This is a genomic window from Vibrio hepatarius (genome assembly GCF_018860525.1).
In the GTDB taxonomy this organism is placed as follows: Bacteria; Pseudomonadota; Gammaproteobacteria; order Enterobacterales; family Vibrionaceae; genus Vibrio; species Vibrio hepatarius_B.
In genome coordinates this window covers 160,328-185,356 of sequence record NZ_JAHKPM010000029.1, presented here as the reverse complement: position 1 = coordinate 185,356, position 25,029 = coordinate 160,328, and the positions used below count along the sequence as shown (strand labels likewise).

At 38.7% G+C, this 25,029-nt stretch carries 22 protein-coding genes; 10 read left to right on the top strand and 12 right to left on the bottom strand.

The window, feature by feature from the left end; genetic code table 11:
- Positions 1 to 647 precede the first annotated feature (647 nt).
- The gene (locus KO511_RS08670; RefSeq protein WP_215987041.1) at positions 648 to 1,442 is read right to left on the bottom strand and encodes a thioredoxin domain-containing protein; all 795 of its coding nucleotides are present in this window, start codon (positions 1,440 to 1,442) and stop codon (positions 648 to 650) included.
- Between the two features lie 344 nt (positions 1,443 to 1,786).
- On the opposite strand from KO511_RS08670, the gene KO511_RS08665 reads away from it, so the two are divergent.
- Both KO511_RS08665 and KO511_RS08660 read left to right on the top strand, forming a co-directional pair.
- Positions 1,787 to 2,230, top strand: coding sequence for a RebB family R body protein (locus tag KO511_RS08665; RefSeq protein ID WP_252724290.1), 444 nt, complete (start codon positions 1,787 to 1,789; stop codon positions 2,228 to 2,230).
- 287 nt (positions 2,231 to 2,517) lie between these two features.
- On the top strand, positions 2,518 to 2,874 hold the full coding sequence (locus KO511_RS08660; RefSeq protein ID WP_215987040.1) for a hypothetical protein: 357 nt from the start codon (positions 2,518 to 2,520) through the stop codon (positions 2,872 to 2,874).
- Positions 2,875 to 2,998: 124 nt separating this feature from the next.
- Here the strand turns inward: KO511_RS08660 and KO511_RS08655 are convergent, their stop codons facing one another.
- Complete coding sequence (locus tag KO511_RS08655) at positions 2,999 to 3,457, bottom strand: DoxX family protein (protein WP_215987039.1); 459 nt, start codon at positions 3,455 to 3,457, stop codon at positions 2,999 to 3,001.
- A gap of 383 nt (positions 3,458 to 3,840) precedes the next feature.
- Between KO511_RS08655 and KO511_RS08650 the strand changes: the two genes are divergently transcribed.
- Positions 3,841 to 5,406 carry a trypsin-like serine protease gene (locus tag KO511_RS08650; protein WP_215987038.1) on the top strand — a complete coding sequence of 522 codons (1,566 nt, stop codon included), beginning with the start codon at positions 3,841 to 3,843 and terminating at the stop codon, positions 5,404 to 5,406.
- A 131-nt stretch (positions 5,407 to 5,537) separates the two neighbouring features.
- Here the strand turns inward: KO511_RS08650 and KO511_RS08645 are convergent, their stop codons facing one another.
- From KO511_RS08645 to KO511_RS08620, 6 genes are all read right to left on the bottom strand, one after another.
- Positions 5,538 to 6,029, bottom strand: coding sequence for a GNAT family N-acetyltransferase (locus KO511_RS08645; RefSeq protein ID WP_215987037.1), 492 nt, complete (start codon positions 6,027 to 6,029; stop codon positions 5,538 to 5,540).
- 64 nt (positions 6,030 to 6,093) lie between these two features.
- On the bottom strand, positions 6,094 to 6,495 hold the full coding sequence (locus KO511_RS08640) for a hypothetical protein (protein WP_215987036.1): 402 nt from the start codon (positions 6,493 to 6,495) through the stop codon (positions 6,094 to 6,096).
- A 219-nt stretch (positions 6,496 to 6,714) separates the two neighbouring features.
- Positions 6,715 to 7,452, bottom strand: coding sequence for an acid phosphatase (locus KO511_RS08635; protein WP_215987035.1), 738 nt, complete (start codon positions 7,450 to 7,452; stop codon positions 6,715 to 6,717).
- Positions 7,453 to 7,856: 404 nt separating this feature from the next.
- Positions 7,857 to 8,183: an AzlD domain-containing protein gene (locus KO511_RS08630; protein WP_215987034.1), complete on the bottom strand. Its 327-nt coding sequence runs from the start codon at positions 8,181 to 8,183 to the stop codon at positions 7,857 to 7,859.
- Positions 8,173 to 8,880: an AzlC family ABC transporter permease gene (locus KO511_RS08625; protein WP_252724289.1), complete on the bottom strand. Its 708-nt coding sequence runs from the start codon at positions 8,878 to 8,880 to the stop codon at positions 8,173 to 8,175. The genes KO511_RS08630 and KO511_RS08625 overlap by 11 nt, the downstream gene beginning before the upstream one ends.
- Positions 8,881 to 9,041: 161 nt before the next feature.
- Positions 9,042 to 9,440 (bottom strand): tail fiber domain-containing protein, encoded by a 399-nt coding sequence (locus KO511_RS08620; protein ID WP_215987033.1) that lies wholly within the window; start codon positions 9,438 to 9,440, stop codon positions 9,042 to 9,044.
- A gap of 692 nt (positions 9,441 to 10,132) precedes the next feature.
- Here KO511_RS08620 and KO511_RS08615 point away from each other — a divergent pair.
- From KO511_RS08615 to KO511_RS08605, 3 genes are all read left to right on the top strand, one after another.
- Positions 10,133 to 10,525, top strand: coding sequence for a hypothetical protein (locus KO511_RS08615; RefSeq protein ID WP_215987032.1), 393 nt, complete (start codon positions 10,133 to 10,135; stop codon positions 10,523 to 10,525).
- A gap of 205 nt (positions 10,526 to 10,730) precedes the next feature.
- Positions 10,731 to 13,310 (top strand): two-partner secretion domain-containing protein, encoded by a 2,580-nt coding sequence (locus KO511_RS08610; RefSeq protein ID WP_215987031.1) that lies wholly within the window; start codon positions 10,731 to 10,733, stop codon positions 13,308 to 13,310.
- 6 nt (positions 13,311 to 13,316) lie between these two features.
- Positions 13,317 to 14,987 carry a ShlB/FhaC/HecB family hemolysin secretion/activation protein gene (locus KO511_RS08605; RefSeq protein ID WP_215987030.1) on the top strand — a complete coding sequence of 557 codons (1,671 nt, stop codon included), beginning with the start codon at positions 13,317 to 13,319 and terminating at the stop codon, positions 14,985 to 14,987.
- 101 nt (positions 14,988 to 15,088) lie between these two features.
- Here KO511_RS08605 and KO511_RS08600 read toward each other — a convergent pair whose 3' ends face one another.
- Complete coding sequence (locus KO511_RS08600) at positions 15,089 to 15,349, bottom strand: DUF5062 family protein (RefSeq protein ID WP_125322921.1); 261 nt, start codon at positions 15,347 to 15,349, stop codon at positions 15,089 to 15,091.
- Positions 15,350 to 15,587: 238 nt separating this feature from the next.
- Here KO511_RS08600 and KO511_RS08595 point away from each other — a divergent pair, with 238 nt between their 5' ends.
- The 3 genes from KO511_RS08595 to KO511_RS08585 all read left to right on the top strand — a co-directional run bounded on the left by KO511_RS08595 (position 15,588) and on the right by KO511_RS08585 (position 19,735).
- Positions 15,588 to 16,010, top strand: a complete 423-nt coding sequence (locus KO511_RS08595; RefSeq protein WP_215987029.1) for a hypothetical protein — start codon at positions 15,588 to 15,590, stop codon at positions 16,008 to 16,010.
- A 106-nt stretch (positions 16,011 to 16,116) separates the two neighbouring features.
- The gene (locus KO511_RS08590; protein ID WP_215987028.1) at positions 16,117 to 16,980 is read left to right on the top strand and encodes an AraC family transcriptional regulator; all 864 of its coding nucleotides are present in this window, start codon (positions 16,117 to 16,119) and stop codon (positions 16,978 to 16,980) included.
- Between the two features lie 364 nt (positions 16,981 to 17,344).
- A complete protein-coding gene (locus KO511_RS08585) occupies positions 17,345 to 19,735 on the top strand; it encodes a hypothetical protein (RefSeq protein ID WP_215987027.1) in 2,391 nt (796 codons plus the stop codon).
- A gap of 17 nt (positions 19,736 to 19,752) precedes the next feature.
- Here the strand turns inward: KO511_RS08585 and KO511_RS08580 are convergent, their stop codons facing one another.
- The 3 genes from KO511_RS08580 to KO511_RS08570 form a co-directional block, all read right to left on the bottom strand.
- Positions 19,753 to 20,043 (bottom strand): YciI family protein, encoded by a 291-nt coding sequence (locus KO511_RS08580; RefSeq protein ID WP_215987026.1) that lies wholly within the window; start codon positions 20,041 to 20,043, stop codon positions 19,753 to 19,755.
- Between the two features lie 75 nt (positions 20,044 to 20,118).
- Complete coding sequence (locus tag KO511_RS08575; RefSeq protein WP_215987025.1) at positions 20,119 to 22,269, bottom strand: hypothetical protein; 2,151 nt, start codon at positions 22,267 to 22,269, stop codon at positions 20,119 to 20,121.
- On the bottom strand, positions 22,269 to 23,864 hold the full coding sequence (locus KO511_RS08570; protein ID WP_215987024.1) for a M91 family zinc metallopeptidase: 1,596 nt from the start codon (positions 23,862 to 23,864) through the stop codon (positions 22,269 to 22,271). The genes KO511_RS08575 and KO511_RS08570 overlap by 1 nt, the downstream gene beginning before the upstream one ends.
- A 387-nt stretch (positions 23,865 to 24,251) precedes the next feature.
- Between KO511_RS08570 and KO511_RS08565 the strand changes: the two genes are divergently transcribed.
- A complete protein-coding gene (locus KO511_RS08565) occupies positions 24,252 to 25,013 on the top strand; it encodes a YdcF family protein (RefSeq protein ID WP_215987023.1) in 762 nt (253 codons plus the stop codon).
- Positions 25,014 to 25,029: the final 16 nt, after the last annotated feature.

The following is a 25,029-nucleotide window of genomic DNA, read 5'->3' as shown; positions in this document are numbered from 1 at the left end:
CCAATTTCACATGAAGCTGAAGTGATTGAGCTTTGGAATTTTACTTCTACGCTACCATTAACGGCTGCTTGAGAAGCCACTGAGGTGAATGTCATTGCTGAAGCTAATGCTGAAAGTGCGATAAATTTAATTTTGCTGTTCATACTAATAACTACTCTTACGTTTTAAAAGTTTTATCAAACGCCTTTTCGCTTTGATTGTTTAGAACACCCACGGAACTAAACCAAGTCGAAACGGCTTCTTATCAATACCTGCTACGTCAGGCTACGCGACAACATTTGAACTAATCATCACAGTTCTCTGCTGCAACGCGAGATATATTAATTTTTAATGATTAAATTATCACAACACTGTGAGGGGGATTTCCCCTCACCCCAACTCCAGCGTAAATATAAATTTACGAATTCTATTTTATTCACTCTAAATCATGCTTTTAAAATCACCGTCCTACAGCAAAAAATAGCTTTTATCTCGGAGAGTTAGCTTATTAGTCTGGTCGGTCTGAAAGAGTGTATAAATGGCAAGTTATAACTTTGTATCTATCGCTGCCTACCACTCGTTAGACTTATGGGTACACTTTGCAGTTGTAACCAAAAAAATAGTAACCCAGCCATCAGTGGCTGGGTTACTATTTTTGAGGATTTAATTCACTCTTCTTTGGCTTTAATCAAAGCATTAACCAGAGCTTGAACATCATAACCGTTAATGACACTGACAGTATCTTGCGATGGGTTGTTAAGCGGTATCACTATCAAAGCAGGTGTGCCCTTAAATCCAAGTTCAGAAAACAGAGTAAGGTTAGTTTCAATCGTACTTGTTAACGTTTCTGGCAATCCCATTTCGCTTAATCCAGTAGACTGAGCCATCTTATCAATTTCTTGTCGGGTCAATGCTTTCTCTTGTGTCAGTTCAAACACCCCATGATGGTATTTATTATAGGCTTCACTGCCCATTTGAGAGAAAACCTTGATACCCATTTTAGCCGCATACCCAGAAACTTCAGAGCGCTTTGCAAAAATTGGGGTTTCTTTGAGCAACAATTTTACATCCGTTATATTACCCAACATTTCTTGCAATGTTTGTGACATTTTCGCGCAGTAGCCACACTGATAATCAAAAAACTCAATAATGGCAACTTTAGCGTTTTTATTACCGATATAAGGCGTTTTATCATCCAAAAGCACTTGTTTGTTAGCTAACACTTTCTCTATTTGGTCTTGGTTCACTTGCTGGCGCTGTTTTTCCTGAAGTGCTTCACTTGCCTTAATCAATACTTGAGGATTATCTATCAAATAATCCGCAGCCACTTTACCAATCTGTTCATTGGATGGGGCTAACAAGTTTGATTGCGGTAATAGTTGGGTTAATACGACCAATAAAAGCAGTGAGATTGAGCTACTTACTGCGACTAACAAAATCAATGATAATGTATTCTTTTTCATAATTTACCCTAAAAATGCACTTATACTGCTTCTGTTCTGCACTAATAACTGAACAGCATAGGTACAGTCACTTAAATCGACATTAAAGCAGGCTGATAAATCGTGCCTAACCGTGAAACATACTTACAATAATATCAATAAGGAAGTCTCTTACTGAGGATTTTCCCCACTCCCAAAGTTGAATTGTTGGTAATTTTTAATTATCGATTTTACATATGCTCGTAATGGATCAACCTAGCTATTTTTTACCAATAGTTAGCTATTGTGTCCCTCTTAATTTCTTCGTTATTCTTTACTATTAATAAATTATCGTTTGACTTCGTAGAATAGTAGGTGCTGGATAGATGAACTGGTTCTTGAAACAAGCTGCAAAACATGCGGCCAAAAAAGCCGCTAAACAAGTGGCTAAGCAAGCTGCTATAAAGGCAGAACAAGCCGTCAGAAAAGCAGAGCAAGCAGCCAAAGACGCAGCGATGCAAGCAATAGAAGCACCCAGCACTAGTACCAACCCTAATACCACACCGACAAACGCATCAACTTCACCCTATTCTCAACAAGGAACCACTTTAACTGACAGTACTTTTGCAGACACGATTGGTTTAGCGATGCACAACGCGATCAATAACCAGCAACAATCTCAAGTAACCACTGCAGCAACAGTTGCCAGTACATGCGCAAGAATATTGGCTACTTCAGTGAGTTCATCCGCTTCAGGAGTGCAACAGAATTCGTTAATCGGTAAAGTGAAGCCAGATGGGTTAGTACTGCACAACCCCAAAACGCAATAAAGTGCATTAGACCAATTTTTTCCTTGTTTCCCCTACAGGCTAAATAACCAGAGTAAGTTTACATTTATGCTTATGATTTTATTTATAATTTCATGTGTAAAAAGTGACCTGAACAGGTTATTTACCTATTGTTTTTATCACTAAGGAAAGAGCACTTTTCAATCAGATAGTTAGCTTCTATGATGCGCGTGCTTAAAGGCGAGATAATCCTGTATATTTGGGATTATTACACCAAAAATAGACAAAAATACAAAACAATAGATAACATATAAAAAGGTTGGTTAATCATGCAGTTTAAGTCTCTATCTATCGCTTCACTCTTACTTGTTGTTTCAACAAATACTTTCGCTTCATACATTAAAATACTTAATGATGAAGAGCAGTCTACATACCATCTATCTAAGTACTGTGTAAGTGAGCTAAACCAGTTAAAAACTGAGTCTCCAGATGCATGGATTGGGCAGTCAGAGTATGTTGAATACCACAATGGTAGATACGGATTCAACTATCGTGTATACCACGCGCCAAACTACTTTGAAACCGAAGAGCTCGCTGTACTTAGGTTATCAGCAGTTCCTGTACCACCACCAGTTCCAGCAGATTTCCCTAGCCACACGTTCAATTGTACCATCGATAGAAGATAGAAATCGATATTCACCTTATCTAACGCACTAGAAATATACCAAGCGTGTCAGACAAGCAAAAACAATCCGCGAGAGATCTTGAAATCTCACGCGGATAAACTTTCTCAACCATATAACGATAAAACTAGTCCGCTGTATACTGGCTTAAGTGCCTTGCAATATGACTATCTAACGCCACTTTACCTGCGCCACTTACGGCTAATGAGGCCGAAGCAGAAAATAGTACCAAGCCAAACTCATAGCCATTGTTAGACATAAACAACCCATTTTCGAAATGAACGGTAAAAATAGCCACCACCATGGTAAAGGCAGTCATTACTGCGGCTGGGCGTGTTAAAAGTCCAAGCAGGATAAATAACCCACCCAAAAATTCTGCACTACCCGCTAAAAAGGCCATCAATAAGCCAGGACCAAGACCAATCGAATCCATCCATTGCCCTGTACCCGCTAGACCATACCCTCCAAACCAGCCAAATATTTTCTGCGCCCCATGTGCCATAAAAATAATACCTACTGGAATACGCAAAATTAGGGTTTCAAATCCAGAGTTTGTAACCGATAACGATCCAAGCAGTGCTTTCATAATTCTTTCCTCAACATTTTCAAATAAAAGATAAACTTGATGTTGTGACCACTATTATTCGTTTTAATTCAATACTAATGCTATATATTTTTGGAGTTAAATATAATAGTAATGGTGGTTAAAAACTTTATCTTTCACCAAAGAAAATTCTTCTTCTCTATGTTGTATATAATATAGAAGAATAATAGCCACCCTTAAAAACCCATTTTTACATCCAGTTTAAATTAAGTAACAGTTAATACTTATTTAAGTAAAAATAACAATATTTAAAATTGTCATTTAGATTTTTTATTGATATTTTTAATGCCGATATTAAAAGAAATAATTCAAATATAGGATATTAAGAATTATGAAAAAAATTAATTTTATTAAGCTGTTTTTCTATGCCTTTCGCTCCAGCACAGGCAATTGTCAATGGCGAACTTGCCGAACCAGATGAGTTCCCTTGGGTGGCGAAACTTATCGCTGACTCAAATGGAATATGTACAGGATCACTGATTAGAGAGGATATGATTCTTACTGCAGCACATTGTTTAACCGGTATCAAAGACACTCCAGAAAAGCTGAAAATAAGCTTCCCGAACACATCTGGACACAATACAGTTTATACAGCCAGCGATGTTTTTATCCACCCATCATATGGTGATGGAGCAATGACAGGAATATTTGAAGAGGAAAGAACCTTTGATGGCGAAACATCGTCGGCTACAGGAGGACAAGGCTATCAGTCACATGATATTGGATTAGTAAAGCTGCAAAAAGCTGTGCCTGATATTAGTCCAGCTTCTTTAACAACTCATAATAAAGAAAGTCGCTCATTTTATAGTCTAGGCTATGGCAGTGTAGGAGACCGTGATATAGACGAAGATAAAGAGAAAAGCCTTTTAACACCTTTGAGCAAAATTGATATTAAATTGGTTTCTCCGTCAGCATGTAAACTTCATTCTGATTCGACCTATCAAGCGCACAAGACTGACGAAAGCCTTCAAAAGGGAGTGCCTTCAACAATGGTGTCCAAAGATGTAATTTGTACAATAGCCGTACAACCCTTCTCAAGTGCGTGCAATGGAGACAGCGGTTCTCCATTAATTCAAACGACCAATGGAAAGCATGAAATAGTTGGTATTGCATCCTTTGCAGGGGGGTCAGTATGCGCTCATGAGACTAATTATGAGTATGCGCCAACCGTATATTCTTCTAGTGAACAATACAATTATTTTATTAGCAGCATACTTTCTGGGGATACCAATTTAGATAAACATAAAAACCTCATTGAAAATCCATTCAACGAAAAGTTAGATGGCGAAGGTTGGACATTTAATGATAAAAGCAATTTCTACACACTCTCATCTGATAAGGGATATTTTAATTGGGGGAACATGCATAGGCTAGCAACAGGCTTAATTGTCGCAAAACACTTATCCAACCCAAACCCAGCCTCGGCTGATAAGATACCAGAGAACGTAAAAGCGTTTTTAGAAAAATACCCTAACCTAGATTTTCTTGGAGCCGATTTTAAAGACATAATTAAGGTTGGTACTTTCTTCGCCACCTCTTATTTACCCGCAGAACGTCATCAAACTGTTGACCTAGTCGCGAGTACTGGTCTATCAGCACCGGAGCTTGCTCAAGTGAAACCTAGTTTAATTGTCTCAGAAATATTCACTCGTACTTACTGTGGTGGAGATAGATACTTTATGAAGGCAACCATACTCGATGAACAAAAGCAATCGCTCGAAACATATTCAACAGGTGATAGATATCTTGAAGGTGAATGCAATTGGGATACAGATTGGTACGAAGCAAGACTTGATATTCCGTATGTTGAAGGTGCACGTTATATCCGCTTTGAAGATGGTGGTCAAGACAGCGAAAATTGGGAAGGCTTTTATGGCCCGAGAATGACAGCAGCAAGTGTAAGACTAAATACACCTTTCATCGTGAAATAACTATGCAAATCTAACACTAAATATGGGGCCACATGGCCCCTTTGTTGTAGAGTATCAACACCAAATACAGCTTAATAACACACTAAAACTGTTCTTTTATAGAAGAATAACAGCTCCTACGGCATCAGCAATCAATTTTTGAGCCTTGCCATGTGAAAAGCAGACACATACTCCCCGTTTCTAAACGCATAAGCAGGAGACTCACCTTCAATAACAAAGCCAAACTTTTTATACAAACCAATTGCGGCATGGTTATCTGTGTATACGGTAAGTTCTATGCGAGATAAGTTCAGCCAATTGTCTGCCAGATCTATGATGGTTGAAAGCAACTTACTCCCTACCCCTAGACCCGAGTAGTTATCTTTCACACCCATCCCAAAAGAAGCTACATGCCTGCGACGTGGATTCACACTAATGATGAGGGAAATATCCCCGACGATTTCACCCTCTACTAAGGCAACAAATCTATGGCAGTTATCTGCCATATTTTCGACCTTATCTTGCCAAAAATCAGCCGATGGAAAAGGCAGTTGCAGCGTATTACTGTATGCGTTGGTGCATGCGTAAATATCTCTAATTTGCATAGTATCTGAGGCTTGTGATCGTCTTATTTCAATATCCATACTTCTCCTCAACAAAGATAGGGTCGATACACCCGAATAATTTACCTAATATTTATATGGCTTATCACCTACTCCAGTCCTTCCATATTTGTACTTGTTGCATAAATAACTTGTTATCGGTTGCCGAATAAGACTTCGCTACGTTCACCCACTGATCGCCTGTTTCATCTATATGGCGAAATTCTATTTGAAGGGCATATTTCGCACAGCGAGTGAGTCCAAAAACAAATCCTACTATGGTAAGGCTTGCAACGACGATTTTTAACCACAGTGGAGACTCCTCTAACTGTGAAATTCCAAGCCAAACAGAACCAGAAAAAAGCAGTATCCAAAATAAAATCTGCCAAAAATTATCGAGAACAGATAATTTCTTAACACGAAATCGATTTATTTTCGCCAATGGATATACATCTTTTTTAAATCGAAATTCCGTCTTGTTTAGTTCAAAGTCAGTTAACTTATACATGATTTCCTCTAGTACTACTCTATCTAGAAAAGGATAGGTATCTTCAATCTAACAGATTGATTATTAGTGACTATAATAAAATCAAGATATACAATCAAGCACATAGTTAATGCATTTTCAGGCTATTTATTGTCGAAATCAATACAGAAAAATTTAGGTGATTTGGTGAAACGTGGACACCCTATCCTTGGCATCCTTATGCGAAAAATCTAATCTTTATTATTGAGCACTAGGTATCACGCCTAGTTTCTTTAACTCCTTTGAGGCTTCTGCCATTGCTTGACGAAACTCAGGCTTAGCATGCAGCCTTGCAAATACAGCAGAGCCCATTAGTCTGCCCGCATCAACATCACTTTGCCAGTGCACACCACATACTACTCGGCTCTGACCAAAATCATAGCCTCTAGCGAGCAGTGCATTTTGTTTCTCTGGTACCAGTTCTGCTAACACCAAAGCAGCAGCCCAACCATATGATGCATGCCCTGAAGGATATGAACCATTTCCTGAAAGAGCCTTCTCACTTTCTGGAGTACACGAATGCGTATTGAATTGAACAAACGGACGAATTCTCATATATTCCAACTTGGCAGAGCGAACAGCTAGCCTCGCACTATCACCACGTACTCGTTTCAACACCTCGATAAGTTTTGGGGTTGTTCTGGGCGAGATATCAATGCCCAAAACCTCGCTAAATGCATCTCCCATATGGTTGGCGGATAAATTGGCATCTGCTATTGCAAGCTTCCACCTTCTCGTTCCTTCAAAATGTCGTGTCTGAATAAAAGCCTGCTTATCAGCACTCCATTGAACCGTATTTTCAATAGGTGGAGGAGGAAGAATTGACAGACTATTGGGCACTTCATGAACAGATAGAAAATTTACAATCTCATCATTAGTGGCAGCAAAAATATATGAAGACCACAGTATGGACGTAATGGCGGCTAAAATTCTAATCATCGACGAGTTCCTTTTAGGATGGATGTACTCATTTCACTTTGAATAGCAAAGGACTGGGGTTCTTGATGAGAAAGATCATTTGGGCAATAATTATCCTCACTTCTTTGCGGTATTTTCTTATTCTGAGAGTTAATCTCATGTGTCAATCGAGCTTGTATCTTATTTATTAATGATTTTAAAAGTGCCATGGCTTTATCTAGTTAATGAGAAAGTAGAATAACAATATTGAAACTTCCTCAAATCTTATTAAAATAAAACGCATACTGAACAAAAAATAGACTTTCAAGTCAGTACGTTAGAGTAAGCAACGGACATAGCCTACTCTAATAAGATGACACACTACATCAGGTAAAAACCTGAGTTTTAATATGAGATTTTATACAAATTTAGCCACAAGTAGCTATTCAAATAACAAGCCAATTAAAAATAGAAAATGCCAACATACCGCCTGCAACAATCATTAGTGTGTTGTTACATTTCAAGCTCAACAACACAGTTACCACACCAGCATAAAAAAATGGACTGGTATACAAGTTGTAAAGAGATGTTCCGTGTCCTAGAAACACAATCGGAACCCACATAGCAGTCAGTACTGAAGGCGCTGTATACTTTAAGAGTTGCTTGGTTTTACTGCTAAGAGAAATCGGGATTGTTTGCATAAAAAACAAATATCGACAAGAAAAAGTAACAAGCGACATCAAGAAAATCACCCACTCAGTATTAAGCGTCATGTTTTTCTCCATTCGATGTATAAAAGCCAGTAATCATTCCCAGTATCGTCGCGCCAATAAGAGAATACTCAAATCCTACCATGTCTAAAGCCAGTACAGATAAGCCACTGACAAGCACCGCAAAAAGAGTCGAACGATCTTTTATGGATGGGATAACAATAGCAATGAATGTTGCAGCGATTGCAAATTCAAGCCCGAGTTCCTCAATATTATCAATACTTGAACCTGCGATTATTCCGCCGAGCGTCGCAAGGTTCCAAACCAAATAAAAGCCCACTCCTGCAGTCATGGCATACACGTAACTGAACGAGCGAGTTTTATCAATATGACTGGTTGAAACAGCAAACATTTCATCGGTAAGAAAAAAAGCGAAAGCCATACGTTTAAACCAAGATAGCTTCATGATATGTGTTTGAAAAACGGCTGAATAAAGTAGATGACGAGAGCCGATAACAAAAGTTGAAGACAGTATGGGCAATGTAGGGCTCATAACACCAAATAGAGAAATACCCGCCAACTGAGCGGCGCCAGCAAACACAAACAGTGACATTGCCTGTGCCTGTATCGGAGAAAGGCCTGCTTGAATCGCCAACGAACCACAGAGTACTCCCCAAGGGATTACTGCTAAACACAATGGGAAAATTGCAACACTGGCTTGATAAATTAACCTAGCTTCACTGGGTAGTTTAAAGTTCAAAATCGATGGCCTCTTTTCTACAAATTGTTATGAGAACATATTTATCATACTTTTCATTAATAGATCTAGGCCAGATAATATAATTAACTACAATATTTCTCATAGGCAAATAATTAAGACCAAATATTATGTTAATATTGAACTCAGAAATTGATGTTTTTTTATTTATTCATCTGGTTCTCTAAGGTTTGAATACGCTTATTTTGTGCTTTAATGGCTTCGAGCAAGATTGGAATCATTGAGCGATAGTCAACTCTCAAATAGCCTAATTCTGGATCATCATGGACAATTTCAGGATAAACAAGCTTTAAGTCCTGAGCAATGAAGCCAAACTCTGTTCTATCTGAACCGTTAAGTTGGTATCGAACACCTTGAATGCGATTTACTTTCTCCATCGGGGATATAATATCGGTAATATTTTTCTTCAATTTTATATCACTGCACCAAGGTTGAAACTTATCTGGACACACTTTTGGTTGTGGTAGATTGTCTGCATTGACTAAATTAGACACAAAGGCCATAAGGAAAGTAATGAAATAAAGAGTATTATTTTTGAACATAGAGTCTCACTAGTTAGTAATGTATTTATTTTTAATAATCATTAAATGCGAGAATATATTTAACCACATAATATAAACGATAAAAAGGATGATATAGAGTATCTAACCAATAAAATATAAAAGCAAACTAATGATTGATTTATCTTTAAAATAATCAATTTTAGTGACGAAAAACAATTAATTTAAAATCTTCAGTTTAAAAATGTTTTTTTTATGTTAAAAAACATCCCGACGTAATTATACCGAACAACTTTATAATGAAGACATTAGCCGTAATTTTATTTTTTTTCATCAGCATAATAAACTCAGTACAAGCTAATACCACAACATATGTATACTGTGGTCTACCAGATGGTAGCGATTGGGACTGGTTACTTGACGAACAAGGAAACTATATAATTATAGAAGGTGAGTGGAGACGCATATCTTTACATGACTCAAGTTTCTACAATGTATTCAATGTGCAACAAACAACTTTTAATCAAAAAGAACTGAAGTGCCCTTTGGGTTATATTCCTCAACCAGCAGATCGAAATACATCTTATTGGGAAATTTTCCAAATAACCCTTCCAAACGGATCATCATATTTTATGGAAGGGCACAAATCTTATCATAATACTACACGACCGCAAAATCATTATCTGCGATCACTATGAAATAATATAAATACACAACTTAGAGTTTAATTACTAATGAAAAAGGTATTAGCCTATTCTTTCTCCATATTATGGCTTTATTCATCCTTATCACATTCTATGACTTACGTATATTGTGGCTTATCTGACGGTAGTGATTGGGAGTGGTTACTCGACCAAAGTGGAAATTATGAGACTATCGACGGAACGTGGGGACAAGTACATCAAGGAAATGGTCGGTACTTTAATGTATTCCGCGTCACTGAAAGCCAATTTGATAGTAAAGCCTTTAATTGCCCTGCGGGATACACACCACAACCCGCAGATCGTGGAACATCTCGTTGGGAAGTATTTGAAATACAGAAGCCTGATGGCACTCAGATGCTAATTGACTCATATAAGACTTACTATAATACAGGAGGTGCGATTCCATCCACATTTCGGCTTTAACCCTTTCTAGCCAATTTTATTTGGGCTAGATAACTATTTTATATAACTAACCTGTGTATGAATAGATTGGTGTAGAACATGCGATAAATTTTTAAAACGACAATCCTAAATTGAGCTACCATTTGGCCAAATGACTAAACACGTACACACTAAAGGGTTTATGCTATTTTTAGTATAGGGGATACGTTGTAAAGGGAAAGCACTTATGTATCCAAATATACCAAAGGGTTTGATCCTTTTTCTATCCACGTTTTGGGCGACATCATCGTCTTTTTCTGAAACACTCCCTACAGGAGAAAAAATCGTTAATGGTTCTGGGGTAATCACTACGTCAGGGAATACGATGAATATAACACAAAGTAGCCAAAAGCTTGTTACGCATTGGCAAGACTTTTCAATCGGAAAAAAAAACACCGTTAACTTTATTCAACCCTCCCCTTCAGCCATCGCCCTAAATAAGGTTTTAGGTAATAATGTTTCTGTAATTCAAGGAGCCTTAAATGCAAACGGGCAAGTGTTCCTAGTAAATCCTAATGGCGTGACCTTCACTCCGGATGCAAGAATCAATGTGGGCGGTCTTGTAGCCTCAACCCAAAACATCGACACACAAGATTTTCTGGCTAGCAACTATATTTTTGAAGGACAAAGTACTAACGTCATCGTTAATCAAGGAAATATCACTGCAACACAAGGAGGAACTGTTGCATTAATCGCTGCAAAAATCATTAATCAGGGAACAATTAGTTCTCAATCAGGCAATATCATGATGGGCGCGGGGAATAAAGTAACACTTGATTTAGGTGGCCCTGTAAAGCTAGAAGTCGAAGAAGGTGCCATAACAACCTTGATTGAGCAAGGCGGTGCAGTACATGCGAATGGCGGTATGGTCTATTTAACAACAAAGGCCGTGCACGAACTGGCTACTAGCGTGATTAATCATACTGGAATTACCGTAGCACAAACTTTGTCTACTGGAGAAAAAGGTGAGATTGTCCTCCTCGGTGATATGGATTATGGAACCACTAAAGTAGCAGGTGTCATTGATGCTTCTGCCCCTAACGGTAATGATGGTGGATTTATTGAAACCAGTGCGGCGAATATAAAAATAGCCAATGACACCCAAATTAGTACCAAATCTCAGCAAGGTGAAAATGGTACATGGCTTATTGACCCCACCGATTTTACCGTCTCAGCAAGTGGTGGTGATATTTCAGGCACCGCGCTATCAAGTAATTTAGCCAGTGGTAATGTACAGATTCAAACTACTGGGGCAGGAGGAAACCTCTATGTTAATGATGAGGTATCTTGGTCTGCTAATAAGCTCACTTTGACTGCAAATAATAATATCGAAATCAACTCCAACATAATAGCAACTGGCCTAGGGAGTCTTGCATTTGAATACGGTCTAGACTCTACCTCTGGCTTGGGGAGTGCATATTCTATTGCATCTGGTGTGGATGTTTTAATACCCAAAGCTGAAAATTTCACATGGAAAAAAGGCAGTAGTGGATCGGTAAATAATCTCTATTTTGGTAATAGCTTAATTAAGTTTGATGAGAATGCAGGTGCTGCAATTACGGACACAGGTGCGCTACGTCAGCCCTTTTATTATGATGATGGTACATCACTAAGCCGTACAGCTGGCTGGTACAAACTGACCTACCAAAATTACCCAATAGATTTTGGAATTGCAACAGGTGGCGATGGAAGCAACAGCTGGAATTATAATGGAGAGGTGTTGGCAACCAACGGAGAGACAAGCAGCTTAACATTACTAGATAGTGTTAAGAATTCATTGTCAATAAACATAGCCAACTACGATGAGGGGGTAGGAACTCTAGTGGCAACAACTAATGTCAATGTTAACGAAACAGCAAACACCATCGATATTATTAACTCATATACTTTAGAGCAGGATAAAAAATTTGTAAGAACGGAAACGACCATTTCAAATAATAGCACTACGACACCCTTAACCAATGTTCGTTTGTGGATTGGTACTAGAGATGACTTTGTGGGTGAATCAGATAAAAATTATATGGCCAAAGGTAATGTTTCCGATGGCTTTGTCCAAATTCCTGATCAAGACACTCAAGCTAAAGCAATTAAAATCACTGAAGAAATCGATGGAACTGGCGCTGCTGTATTATTTTATTCAACCTCTGATGGTGCCGATACTGTAACCACAGGTTTCGGAAAGTTTTCCAAAATCATGCAGAAGGATCCGCGCTCATCAGAAATAATAACAAACAAAATTGATGGATCTTACGCATTATTTTTGCGTATGAATGATCTAAGCCCTAACGCCAGTGAAAACCTTATATGGTATTATGCCGCCGGAAAAGCAAGTGATATCGAAAGCATAATCCAAACTGTTGCCGATGACAGTAACACGATTACTTCTCCTTCTCTGTCTTCTCCCTCTTCTCCTTCAGTAGAGAATTCTATTCCCCAAACGACGGCGGTATCTGTGGTTCAGTCCAGCGCACCATTAACGAACAAAATTATCATTACACCCCTTGAAATCAATTTTTCAAATGACATAGGTTCTTTAGATATGGTGCAAATAGATAGCTCACAGGTGGAGAGCGATACAACACCCTTAAAGAATGGTAAAGACAAAGCTATTGATTATTCCACTTTGTTTAATGGCCAAAGTAATGTATCTGGTCCACTAAAAGTTTTTGTTGTCGATGGCGGTATTAATTTCCCATCTTGGGTCTCGTCAGATTTTATAAGATCTTTTAATCAAATAAAAGTCGATACCCAAAGTCAAAAAAGGTAAAGAACGTTGTGTCACAGAAATTTATTTTATCACATTGCAGTTATCAGCTTTACAGGCATCATTACTATTTCTGTAGCGGCACAACAAAAGCCTGATTCTGGGCACACAATCCAAGAACTCAACAAATCATCTTTTTTTCCCAAAACGAGGTTAATGCAATCAATTACAGAACCAGTGAAACAAGAAATTACCGCCCCAGGTGGTACAGTAGTTCAAATAAAAACTATTGTGGTAAGCGGTAATTCCATTTTTTCAGATGAAGAACTATTATCACTTTTAGATATTAAAGGGAAAACGTTAGATTTTTCTGCTATACATAACCTTGCCGATACAATTACGGCTTTCTATCACGCACACGACTACCCTTTCACTCGCGCAGTCATCCCTGCACAGACCTTAACAGATGGTAAATTGCAAATAAAAATTATTGAGGGCCGCTACGGTGATATATTCATATCAAATAATGAAATCAACACAAATTATATAGAAGCCGCCCAGCAGTACCTGTCTCTACTAAAGTCAGGAAATATAATAAAAGGTTCCGAGCTTGAAAATATCTGCCTTATTCTAGACGATCAGCCAGGTTACAAAGTTACACCCGTTATCCGCCCTGGAGATAAGATTGGCTCAGGCGATCTTATCGTCAATATGAGTCCGGAAACACCCCATGGTGGAAGCGTACGTATAGACAACCATGGAAATCGCTATACCGGTAGCGGACGTGTTGAGGTAAAAGGTTATTTAAACAGCCCTTTAACTTTTGGCGATAAATTCGACACGACAATAATATACACAGAAGAAAAAATGTGGTTTGGCTCAGTATCGTACAGCTTACCAATTCTTCATTCAGGGCTGCGTGGTAATATGGGGTTCCAACATACGGACTATCAATTGGGTAAAGAGTTCAGCAGTCTTGATGCTCATGGCACCGCAGATATAATAAGTACTGGATTAAGTTATCCTTTAATTCGCTCTCAACAAAAAAACCTTTCACTTTTCACAACCTACCAACGAAAGTGGCTAGTAGATGAACAAAGAATCACCTCTACAAAAGCGAAAAAATCAAGCGACACTATCACAACAGCATTGAACTTTGATTATAGAGATACTCTCTGGGGAGGAGGGGTAACATACGGATCGTTATCTTGGACCCATGGGTTACTTGATTTGGATGACAATTTATACACCATTGATAACTTAACAGCACATACTCAAGGTGTGTTTGATAAAATCAATTGGGATATTCGACGTTTACAAACTCTCCCGACCCAAAAACTCAGTCTCTTTACTCGCATAGTAGGGCAAAAGGCCTTTGAGAACCTAGACTCTTCAGAAGATTTTGGTCTGGGCGGTCCCAGTGCTGTACGCGCTTATCCAGCAGGTGAGTCTTATGGTGACGAAGGAATGTTAGGACAAATAGAACTACGCTACATCTACAAAAATAACATTAATCCATATATATTTTATGATTATGGTCATATCAAAACTAATCACACGGCCTGGACAACACAAGATAACGACCGAACCATAGGAGGTATCGGATTGGGTCTACGAGCCACATACAAAAAATTAAATATAGATACCGCAGCAGCATGGCGAGCAATTGGAGGACCACCACAATCAGATAGCCGTATCACCACACCCACATTTTGGCTAAATATTTCTTATAGTTTCTGAAGTCACTCAAAATTTACAACAGATATTCGTGTTAACTTCTCAGGCAGAAGCGAACCACAAACAATAAGCTCGCCTTTACTACTGAGGTACTGGGTAAAGTACTATTTTAATGGATCATCATCCGGTAATACGCTGTGAATCCAAAGTGCAAGTCTGTGTTTAATGCTTGTACCATCAAGCTTACTATCGGGTAGTGGCGTGATTTGTTTAGCATCAACCAAAAATAAATAAATAGCTTTAACCTTTAAAGGCTGTGGTGACTGCGGTAAATCGAAGCCTTGCATATTGGCCATCTTCCCCCCAATTTCTAACGCTTTTTTTACTAGTTTATCTTCGTTATGCAGCTTTGATTTTTTTGACATGAAAAAAGTCTCTTTAAACAATTACGTTTAGATTACCTCAAACCAGCAAAAGCTCGTGTCAACTGACTCTCAGAATCGTTAGGCTTGTCACACCAATACTCAGCTAGTCGCATTTATCGCTGTCGTTTTAATGCTAACATCCCATTCACCATTTCCGATATGATATAGTGGCCAACACTTTATTGTTATGCACCTTCTCGATTTCAACATTCTGAACATGACGCAGGGAGTACATACATTGAGAAATACTATATTAAAGAATATTCGACAGCGTTTTGAATCCCTGCTAGACCTAGTAGAATCACTTGAGCCTTCGCTACTGACTTCACAACTCGATATAGTCAAAAGTAAATCTGTTAGCGAACATATGTGGTGTATTGTCGGCGCAAGAGAGAGTTATTCACGAGCCCTGAGCTTAGGAAAATGGGATGGATTTTCTTGCTCTCTAGAAGAAACCGATAATCCGTCAAACATTATAGCTAAATTGCACTCTTCAGAAGAGGCATTCAATAATGAAATAAACAAAGTTCATGACTGGACACCAGAAAGACACGATTTACTCGTCCATTTACTTGAGCATGAAACTATGCATGAAGGTCAGTTAATCAGGCACATATATGCACTTAAACAAGAGTTACCCAATTCTATTAAGTGGGCATAAGTGCCCACGAGTCATCCCACCAATTCTATTAAGCAATCTCAATCAAGCAACCATAAATCATCTTAATTACTATTAATGCGACTTCTGAATTGGGAATAAGCAAAGAATGACAACGACCAAACGCCGTGAGCAGCATATCAAAAAAGTATGCGACTTTATTGATCACAATTTAGATGATGAGTTCACACTAGAACAACTCAGCGCACTGGCAGCAAGTTCCAAATACCATTTTCACCGGATATTCAAGTCGTCTTTGGGAATAAGTGCTACCCAATATGTATTATTGGCTCGCATGAAAAGAGCGTCATTTCGTTTAGCATTCGAACATGAAGTAAGTATTACTGATATTGCATTTGAAGCGCACTTTGAAAGCCTAGAGGCATTTTCTCGTGCTTTTTCGAGAATATTTGGTCAGTCCCCCTCTCAATTTAGAAATCAACCTGAGTGGCGTGGTTGGCACTCACGGTATGACTATCATCCCCCAAAAGTTGGAGATAAAGTAATGGATGTAAACATCATTGATTTCAAACAAACCCAAGTTGCTTTAATTGAACATATCGGCTCTGAAAAGCTGATTTATGAAACCGTCTCAACGTTTATACAGTGGCGAAAATCGACAGGATTATCGCCAATAAAAACACACGACACATTTGGTATCCCGCACTCTGATCCAAGTATCACACTAGATGAAGAGTTCCAGTTTGATATTTGCGGTTCTTATCAAGGGGAAATACCAGAAAATGAATATGGGGTAAAATCTGGAGTAATTCCTGGTGGTAGATGCGCGGTTGCAATTCATAAGGGAAGCCATAGCCATATGAATGAAACGATAGAATACTTATATCAAAAGTGGCTTCCTCAAAGTGGAGTCAGTTTACGGGATTTTCCGTGCTTCTTTCGGTATATAAACTTTAGCCATCAAGTGGATGAGTGTGATCTACTCACAGAAATTTATTTGCCTATACGGTAAGAGTCTATCTTCCAAATCGAAGAACCGACCTAAATCATAAGAATTTAGGCTCCACTGGAGTCTAAATTTTATGATAATACTCAACCTTATAATGCATAACAACACAACTTTTGTGAAAGCAAAACCTACAAATCCCACAGCAGTTTTACTAATTAACATTAAAAATCGCTGACTCACGCTAACCAAATAACATGCTACAGAAGTAACGTTTAGGTTCTTAATTGTTACAAGCTTGTGATCCTTTGCCATAATTTAAAAGTGTGAGGTTTGCACAAAGCAAATCTATAGCGTACAAAAAACACACATACGCTAGTAAGTTCATAAAAACGCAATATTAGGGGTTTACTTTACATGCCAACTATTTATGACACCAATTTTGAAGATGCAGAAAATTGATACTCATTTCCTAACCTTTAGCGCTATCAGCGAGCATGTGCAATCATATAAGCTGCCAAATTTCGCTCAGTCTATCGCACGCATTACGCATAGAAAAAACGACGCTAATAAAATCAAACTAGCCGAGTTAAAAAGAGACATTTCATGTCATGTAAGTAGTCTTAAACTGGGCCAAGAAGGTAAGCGTATAGTTATTAGTAATGACATCAGTTTAAAAGACGCCCGCGTCATAAATAAAGAATTGGGGCGCTTAAATCAAATAGAAAAGTTAGAAACAGAGCATGAGTTACGAGCTGAACAATACATGCAAGATACAGCCTATCTCAGCAAAGTGGGCGCAAGGCAACAAACAACAACAGGCCTAAATATCACTGGTAATATTGATGCAAGCGGTGCAAAAGTACTTAGTAAAACGTTTGGTATCGAGTCGGGTAGACGCTTTGACAATAATGACGAAGGCTCAGTGAGAATTAATAGCGTTAGACGTATTATGGCAAGGTTATGGACAGGACTTTCTTTTAAAATAAGTGATCATGTTGAACTGGGTGCGGGAGCTCAAACCCAATTATCTGCAACTCAAACTAAATATAAAAAATTCACTAATCACAAAGAATTAAGTCAATATCTTGCCAAAAAATCATCGCCTAAGCTGATGCAACAAAAACAAAAAGTCCTTAATGCCAAAACCACTATGGCCCCTCTACTATCTGAGCATATTGCCAACATAGACAGTAAAAGATTTGACCAAATTTATCAGACGATGCAGCCTGATCAAAATAAAATTTACAAACATGGTGTCAAGAATAGACATACTTCTGATGCTGAAATAAGTGCAACAGCAAAGTTTAGTGTCAGCCCACGTTATACACTCGGTGCTCAAGCAGCACTCCAAACATCTAAAAGCAAAGAAAAAACAGTAGAAACTGTATACGAAGATCTTACTCAGCATATTAAAAACCAAAAAGATCTAACTAACCTTGCGCCTTTTCTTAACACATTTTTACCAAGTATTAATAAATATAAGGAATGGATAGCGTTTTCCGAGCAGTTAGAGAAAGATATTATTGAATATTCTGATACCGTCAAGAAACACGATCATATAAAATCAGCAAGCCAATGGAACGCTTCTCATGAATGCAATAAACATAGGTTAGAAGATAAGTACGGCAATATTGGCCGCCATCAGCAATTGCAGTTCTTCCATTTGTGTCATGCATGGCTTAATCTCTCAGCTAAAGAACTGAGCCCACCTTCAAACCAAGAAGAAAACAGCTTTAAGCACATGGTCGATCGTATCAGCCTGGCTCTTCAGGATATTGACTTTAAATATTCAGTTACTCGACTCAACCACCTCACCAAAGTTCAGCGGCATGTTATGGAGAGCAAAAAAGACATCAACCAAACGGCTACCATACAAGTCGGCCCCATTACCCTAACGATTCATGAACGCGAACGACATTTTATCCATCCAAGTCGGGTTAGGTGCGGAGAGTATCGAGATGTGAATGTTACACTCTCAGCTCACTCGAATTTAACAGAGTTACTCCAACTTCCCAAGTTACAACAGCAGTTGTCTGAAGTACTAGTAAACCATCAACTTGACTCCATCATAAATATAGGATCTTTATTACAACTCGACTTGACAGGCTTAGTCACTATACAGAAACGCTGGTTCAAACCCGATGCAAAACAATTGGCATTTAATGACCAAGAGCAACGCCAGTTTACCCGTTATTATGTAGGAAGCGATATTGTTACCAGTACCAGCGGTAGTGTTCAGACGGGTACCGGGTTTTCACTCGATGCTAACTTGCGATATCAACAGCGCCAGCAACAGGTGGTAGGTGAAGATATCGACTCTAACGACCTTATATACAGCCTAGTCAGATTCAATAAGCTGTATAAAGATGCGGGTAAAGATCTATCATCGCAGGAGAATCCTTGGGCACAATTTATTCAGTCACACAAAAGCAGTTATCAGGAGATGTTTTTTAAGCTGGCAGATCCCGAGAGTGCTTTACACCATCAAGCCCAAACTTTGCTAAAAGAAGCACAAAAGGAAACTCGAGCCTTAATTACAGAAACTGAGTTTTTCGATCAAATGCAAGCTTACAGGAAAGCAGTAGAAGCATCGGAAGATAGTACTTCTGCAGAAAGCTTTGGCGATGCGCTTTTGGCATTCAATCAATTACTCATAAGCCAATTTGTAAAAACAGAGAAGTTACATAAATCAACATGGGCTAAAAAGCCCTTTAAAGCTGAGCGTTCAAAAGCTCTCAGTAATAAGAGCAAAATTGCTAAAGCATTGCACTTGCAGAGAAAAGTGCATAAAAACACACAGACGAGTTCTTCTCGCTAATGAACAATATCGATACACTATTCTGTTATCAAAAATGCTAACTCAGCTGAAGCTTTAGTCGGTATTATCTCTATGACTTCATAGTGGTCAATGCCCTCGTAATAAAAAGGATCCTGAGTGAGTATATTGTTTAGATCAGCTTTCTCAGACAAGGTTGAAATTATGACTCCACCCGTTCTAGGTTCCTTTCGTCCTGATAAGATAAAGTTTCCTTGCTCATACTGAAGGTTAAGATATTCAATGTGTTGTGAAATAAAACAATCAACTGTTTCTAAAGGGACCTGATAAGTTAAGTTGATGACAAACATAAGCAATCCTGAGATTATATTTCAGTTATTACACTGCAAAGCTCCTTATATAGCAAAGGAGCTGCCTTTTTTTGCCTATCTGCTGCCAAAATTACTCTGCTTCAGCTGCCAATCTTGGCTCGCAGCAACTAAAGCTTCATTTTCTATCACCTGTGACCATATATCAGTTAACAGCAGGTGATCAAATGGGCGCCAACGCATAGATGGCATATTTAATACAGCATAAAGCTGAGCACTGACATCTTGCCAATACTTGTCACTAAGATAAACATCTCGGCTTACAGACTCGGTGAGATAAGTTTTATGACCTCGACCCATTTGTAAGAACCAGTCAACGGGGAAGCGTTGATTATATAGAGGTAAAACTTGTGCCCAAGATTGAGACGATAAGTACCAGTATGGCTTACTTAAGTAAGCGTTAAACATTGGCCCATAGGTAGATTCAGGCCAAATTTTCTGCTGCCAAGGCACAGGTAAAAAGTGCAACCTTTGCTGTTGGCGTAGCTCATACTGAAAACGAAAAACAAAATCACCAAGCATCACCCACGCTTTATGCGAATCCATGGTAGAAATGGTTTCTCGCATCGACCGATATATATATGGTAAAGCTTGCTGCGCAGTTAATGTTTCTGGAATATTTTCAAGCACATCAATAAGCAATGGCATGTCTTTTTCTATCACTTGCAGCGATGGGTTACCTAAATAAGGTAAGGCATAAAAATGATCCTCATTTCTATGTTGCCACTGAGCCCACAAGTTGATGTAGGGCTCATCCAATTCAGCCTCAGACCAGGCATGCTGATAATGTTGTGAAAGGTACGCTTGAGTATCAAGTCTTAGTAAAGGCTGATTCAATCTGACAAGCAGCGGATCTTGAGTCTCATCAAACAACACTTCTCGGCCCTCATATACTGTACAACTATAGAGACCACACACCAATTCACCTTCATCAACTAAAAAACGTCCTGTTTCAAGTTCACGCTCAGTTGCAGGGCGCTGCATTATCTGTAGTGAAAAATTGTTGATTGCAATATCTCTCCCTCGTTGGTAAAGGTTTTGCTGATAACGAATAAGATCGTCACTAGAAATAACAGATTCAATTGCTGTATCAATCGCGGTTTTCTGTATATCAATGATAGTCTGTCGCCAACTTGAAATATGCTCAATAGCTTGGTCTACCATTTGTTGTTTGTAAGAAAAAAAGTCACTTCTAGCCGCCTCATTTAAATGACTTCTTCCGACACCAATTACCATTAAATTAGCTATCAAAGCTTGGTAGCCACATTCTCTAAGACTCTGGCGCTCCCTAACACTGATATTTTCACTCGCTTGTAATTTATCCTCCAGCAATTCTCGTTGATTAATACAAGCTCTATTACCAAAAGGATGAGTCAAGTGCTCGGTTGAATTATAGCGATTGAGCATAAGGTGCAGGTACTCTGAGTCCATTTTCGCGAAAGTCTCATCGAGCACCTTTTCGATCTCAAGAACTTTTGCACTAAACGTCGCATCGTAATGCAGCATATGGACACTAATGATCCTTTTAGCCAGCTCGTTAGTGTGGTTTTTCAGCTGTTGATACTGTTGATCGATATGAACCGCTGTCGCTCTATTGATTATGGCTTCTGGGTTATCATTTGCATAAGTATAGTGACCCAGTTGGGCAAATTGCTCAATGCGCTTTTGGGGGCTATCCATATGAGATAACGTATCGTAGTAGCTGACTGCAAAGCCTATAAAGGGTATAGGCTCTAATGTCACAGCAAGCCTGTCCAACGCAGTGGCTGAATCATCCCACATTGTTCTGACCAATCTATCATACCAAGGGATCAAAGTAATAATGTCTAGGCCTGCGGATAATCCTTCAGCAACACCATAGAGTAATTGCCGACTCAATGTACGCTGTGCAAGACGCTGAAACTGATTTTTTCTTGTATTAGATGCCGTCCCCCTAGATTGAGTATTCTCTTTGATGGCCGAGGCTAAACCAGACCATGCTTGATTTCCTGTAAAGCTATTATTCTGTGGAAAAACTAGGCTTGGGATTTGTTCAATAGCAGAAAGGGACTGCGCATTTTGCAAGCTAGATGAGAATTCCATATCAAGTCGAGATAGCCAAACCTCTTCCTGTTCAAGCTGGCTGTTGAGTATATCGCACCTCTGTGTAGCTTGAGTTGGAAAAAAGACAATAGAGAGCAAAAAAACAAAACGGTGTCTAAGCCTCATTATAAACTCCAACACTTTTTAAGTCGAGGAAGCGGCTTTTCGGGGATGAGAGTAACATCTTGTTGTAATGCAAGGTCAGCCCAAGCTTGTTTTAATTGAAAAGGATGAATTCGAGCATGTAAAGCAAGCTCTCCAGTATGATTGACCATAAGTGAGGTACCTTGCCCAGAAATATATTGGGCTAACTTAATTGAGCTCACCTCATTATTGGGGGAAAACAAAACGACATGGCTGGCTTGCCGAAAGCTAGCAAGCCCTTCTCCTATCAATTCACTGTCTGCGATTGACACAAATTTCACCTCAACATTTGAGTTATTCGATGCACTGGAAATCGCCTTTAACTGCAATTCACGAATATACTTTTTTTTACCATAAGAAAGATGTCTAAACTCATCTCCGTCAAGAACCACAATATCGCTATCTGTAGCAAGAGCGATATCAATAATATTCTTAGCATCTCGGTTCATCTTGGGACTCATATTGTGGTCTGAGAATACACTTGAGCTCACAACAACTAGTGGCTTGTCGGAATTATCTAGATATGAAGTTGTGGTATGAGTCCGCTCAGCTAAGGCATTGACTTTTCCCGGTCTGCGACGAAGCATAGAAGTACTCTTACTACCAAGGTGAGGAGAATCAATATGTTGGTAAGGTATCATTCGACCAGGCCAGTACATATCTCGATTAGGCACACCTAATTCCTTGGCTAAGTGATATTCTGTAACGGGCTTTTCCTTTTTAAGCAGCGCAAGATTTGTTCTGACTTCTTTATATTCAGCTCGCGATACAATGCCTTGCTTTTTTGCTTGATACCAGAGTTCGCCATAGCTCTGACGACGTTCAATCGAACGCTGACGAGTAATTGTGGGCTTTTTTATTTCAGCAAAAGATTCCTTATTGCGATAAGCAAGCCCTGTTGCCTCAAATTCTTTACGTGCAAGCTGAAACTCTATACGTTCACCTTGTGTAAAAGCCATTCCTTGTTCATCAACCCCATCGACAGGTGCGACATGCGAAACGGTACGCATTCCTGTAGGTAATCCACCAGACAGGTAGTCTCGGGCATGAACCAGTTCATGTCCTAAAGCGACAGATGGTTTAATCGTTTCTCTCGTTCCTGGAATCACGACTTCTGTTTTCGGATTGAAATAAATACGTGCAGGCACACCAAGGCCATTTGATTGATGACCAATATATGACAATTCTGTAACTAAAGGTTCAGTGACAAAGTTTTTGTTGCCGGTTGCCTCATTTATAACGACATGGATTTTCTTTAATACATTTTCGGGTGCAGAAGATTTTGAGTAAGGCAAGGCTCTAGATTGGCCGGGTAATGGTAATGGGTGATAATGTGATACTTGACGTAAAAGCGCCCTACCACTTGGCGTACTTTTAATCTGATCTAATAAATTCGTTATATTCTTAATATAATCTTGAGATGTACTTTGTACATAGACCCCTTTTTCAATCTTAAATAGGTACCCCTTGGGATCGCAAACATCAATAATGGTTTCACCATCAGCAGGACCATAGTACAGAGTTCCCGCTGCATAGGATGTATACATAGATAGTAATATCACCAATACCCTTTCCATATTTTATCTCTTTATATTCTTCTCTGAACGCCACAAAAATTTTGATTTCATCGCGAATTTTTTTGCAAAGAGAAAGAGACTGCCTCTCAATTAATCCACTTTAAATGCGCAATCGTTCCGAAAAAAATCAAACAATATGAGTCTGCGACATACTGGTTATATAAAAACTGACTTGGATCAATCAAGAATCATATTTTTCTATAAGCAACTGATATTTATTTTCTATAAAAAACTTGCCTTTTTATATCGAGATTGACTGATAAAATCATATGCGATGGTTTATTATTTATTTTTATGTCATCATAAAAAGACATATCTATTTCTTCTAGCGCCAGTCACGTATACTGGCGGTAAAATCATTAGTTTTAATTAAGTTGAAGGGTAATTATGAGTTTTCTTGTACTTCTTTTATTGCTGCTATTTTCTTTTTTAGCCAAGGCATTCAAATGGCGAAAAAGCCTTTACATTTCATTGTCAATCTTAGTTACTCTATTCTTATTCATAGGCACAGGTGTTGTCCCCAATTATTTACTGGGTAATTTACAAGCTCAATATCAAGAAAAAAAAGAGGTTCATTGGTCATATAACAATGCCATCGTTTTACTTGGATCTGGGACTCAATTGATACAAGAAGATGGAAGTTTTGAACCGACGTTTTTCTCTTATGGCCGTATACATGAAGCTGCTACTCAGTACTACCTTTGTGTTGAAAAAGACTCAATATGTAAAATCATCATTAGTGGAGGCGACGCCCAAGGCAACGGGGTAACTGAAGCTGAGATATATCAAAAAGAACTACTAAGACTTAATGTTCCTAAACAAGACATTATTTTGGAGGCTGACAGTGTCAACACGTGGAAAAATGCTCAGTTTACTTCGGTACTTCTTAATCAACAGCAAGCTGAGACCATAGTACTTGTCTCTTCCGGCTTGCATATGCAACGTAGCCAGCTCTACTTTAAGCATTTCGGTATTCAGACGGTCCCAGTTAGAGCTGATTATATGGATGCGAGAATGTCAGCAATGCCCCTGTGGTACAACTTTGCTGTGACTGATTTCGCATTACACGAATATGCAGGCATTCTACGCTACTATATATATAACTTTATGAATTGGAACGCGACACAAGAACAACCCGGGGATGTTTAAAATATAAAGTAGTAAA

What these genes read in the sequence shown, in the direction of transcription:
- KO511_RS08660 (WP_215987040.1), top strand. Translation starts at nt 2,518, where the DNA reads ATGCAGTTTAAGTCTCTATCTATCGCTTCACTCTTACTTGTTGTTTCA.
- KO511_RS08620 (WP_215987033.1), bottom strand. Translation starts at nt 9,440, where the DNA reads ATGTTCAAAAATAATACTCTTTATTTCATTACTTTCCTTATGGCCTTT.
- KO511_RS08590 (WP_215987028.1), top strand. Translation starts at nt 16,117, where the DNA reads ATGACAACGACCAAACGCCGTGAGCAGCATATCAAAAAAGTATGCGAC.
- KO511_RS08610 (WP_215987031.1), top strand. Translation starts at nt 10,731, where the DNA reads ATGTATCCAAATATACCAAAGGGTTTGATCCTTTTTCTATCCACGTTT.
- KO511_RS08635 (WP_215987035.1), bottom strand. Translation starts at nt 7,452, where the DNA reads ATGATTAGAATTTTAGCCGCCATTACGTCCATACTGTGGTCTTCATAT.
- KO511_RS08655 (WP_215987039.1), bottom strand. Translation starts at nt 3,457, where the DNA reads ATGAAAGCACTGCTTGGATCGTTATCGGTTACAAACTCTGGATTTGAA.
- KO511_RS08665 (WP_252724290.1), top strand. Translation starts at nt 1,787, where the DNA reads ATGAACTGGTTCTTGAAACAAGCTGCAAAACATGCGGCCAAAAAAGCC.
- KO511_RS08600 (WP_125322921.1), bottom strand. Translation starts at nt 15,349, where the DNA reads ATGTCAAAAAAATCAAAGCTGCATAACGAAGATAAACTAGTAAAAAAA.
- KO511_RS08565 (WP_215987023.1), top strand. Translation starts at nt 24,252, where the DNA reads ATGAGTTTTCTTGTACTTCTTTTATTGCTGCTATTTTCTTTTTTAGCC.
- KO511_RS08650 (WP_215987038.1), top strand. Translation starts at nt 3,841, where the DNA reads ATGCCTTTCGCTCCAGCACAGGCAATTGTCAATGGCGAACTTGCCGAA.
- KO511_RS08630 (WP_215987034.1), bottom strand. Translation starts at nt 8,183, where the DNA reads ATGACGCTTAATACTGAGTGGGTGATTTTCTTGATGTCGCTTGTTACT.
- KO511_RS08645 (WP_215987037.1), bottom strand. Translation starts at nt 6,029, where the DNA reads ATGGATATTGAAATAAGACGATCACAAGCCTCAGATACTATGCAAATT.
- KO511_RS08640 (WP_215987036.1), bottom strand. Translation starts at nt 6,495, where the DNA reads ATGTATAAGTTAACTGACTTTGAACTAAACAAGACGGAATTTCGATTT.
- KO511_RS08570 (WP_215987024.1), bottom strand. Translation starts at nt 23,864, where the DNA reads ATGGAAAGGGTATTGGTGATATTACTATCTATGTATACATCCTATGCA.
- KO511_RS08580 (WP_215987026.1), bottom strand. Translation starts at nt 20,043, where the DNA reads ATGTTTGTCATCAACTTAACTTATCAGGTCCCTTTAGAAACAGTTGAT.
- KO511_RS08670 (WP_215987041.1), bottom strand. Translation starts at nt 1,442, where the DNA reads ATGAAAAAGAATACATTATCATTGATTTTGTTAGTCGCAGTAAGTAGC.
- KO511_RS08575 (WP_215987025.1), bottom strand. Translation starts at nt 22,269, where the DNA reads ATGAGGCTTAGACACCGTTTTGTTTTTTTGCTCTCTATTGTCTTTTTT.
- KO511_RS08585 (WP_215987027.1), top strand. Translation starts at nt 17,345, where the DNA reads ATGACACCAATTTTGAAGATGCAGAAAATTGATACTCATTTCCTAACC.
- KO511_RS08615 (WP_215987032.1), top strand. Translation starts at nt 10,133, where the DNA reads ATGAAAAAGGTATTAGCCTATTCTTTCTCCATATTATGGCTTTATTCA.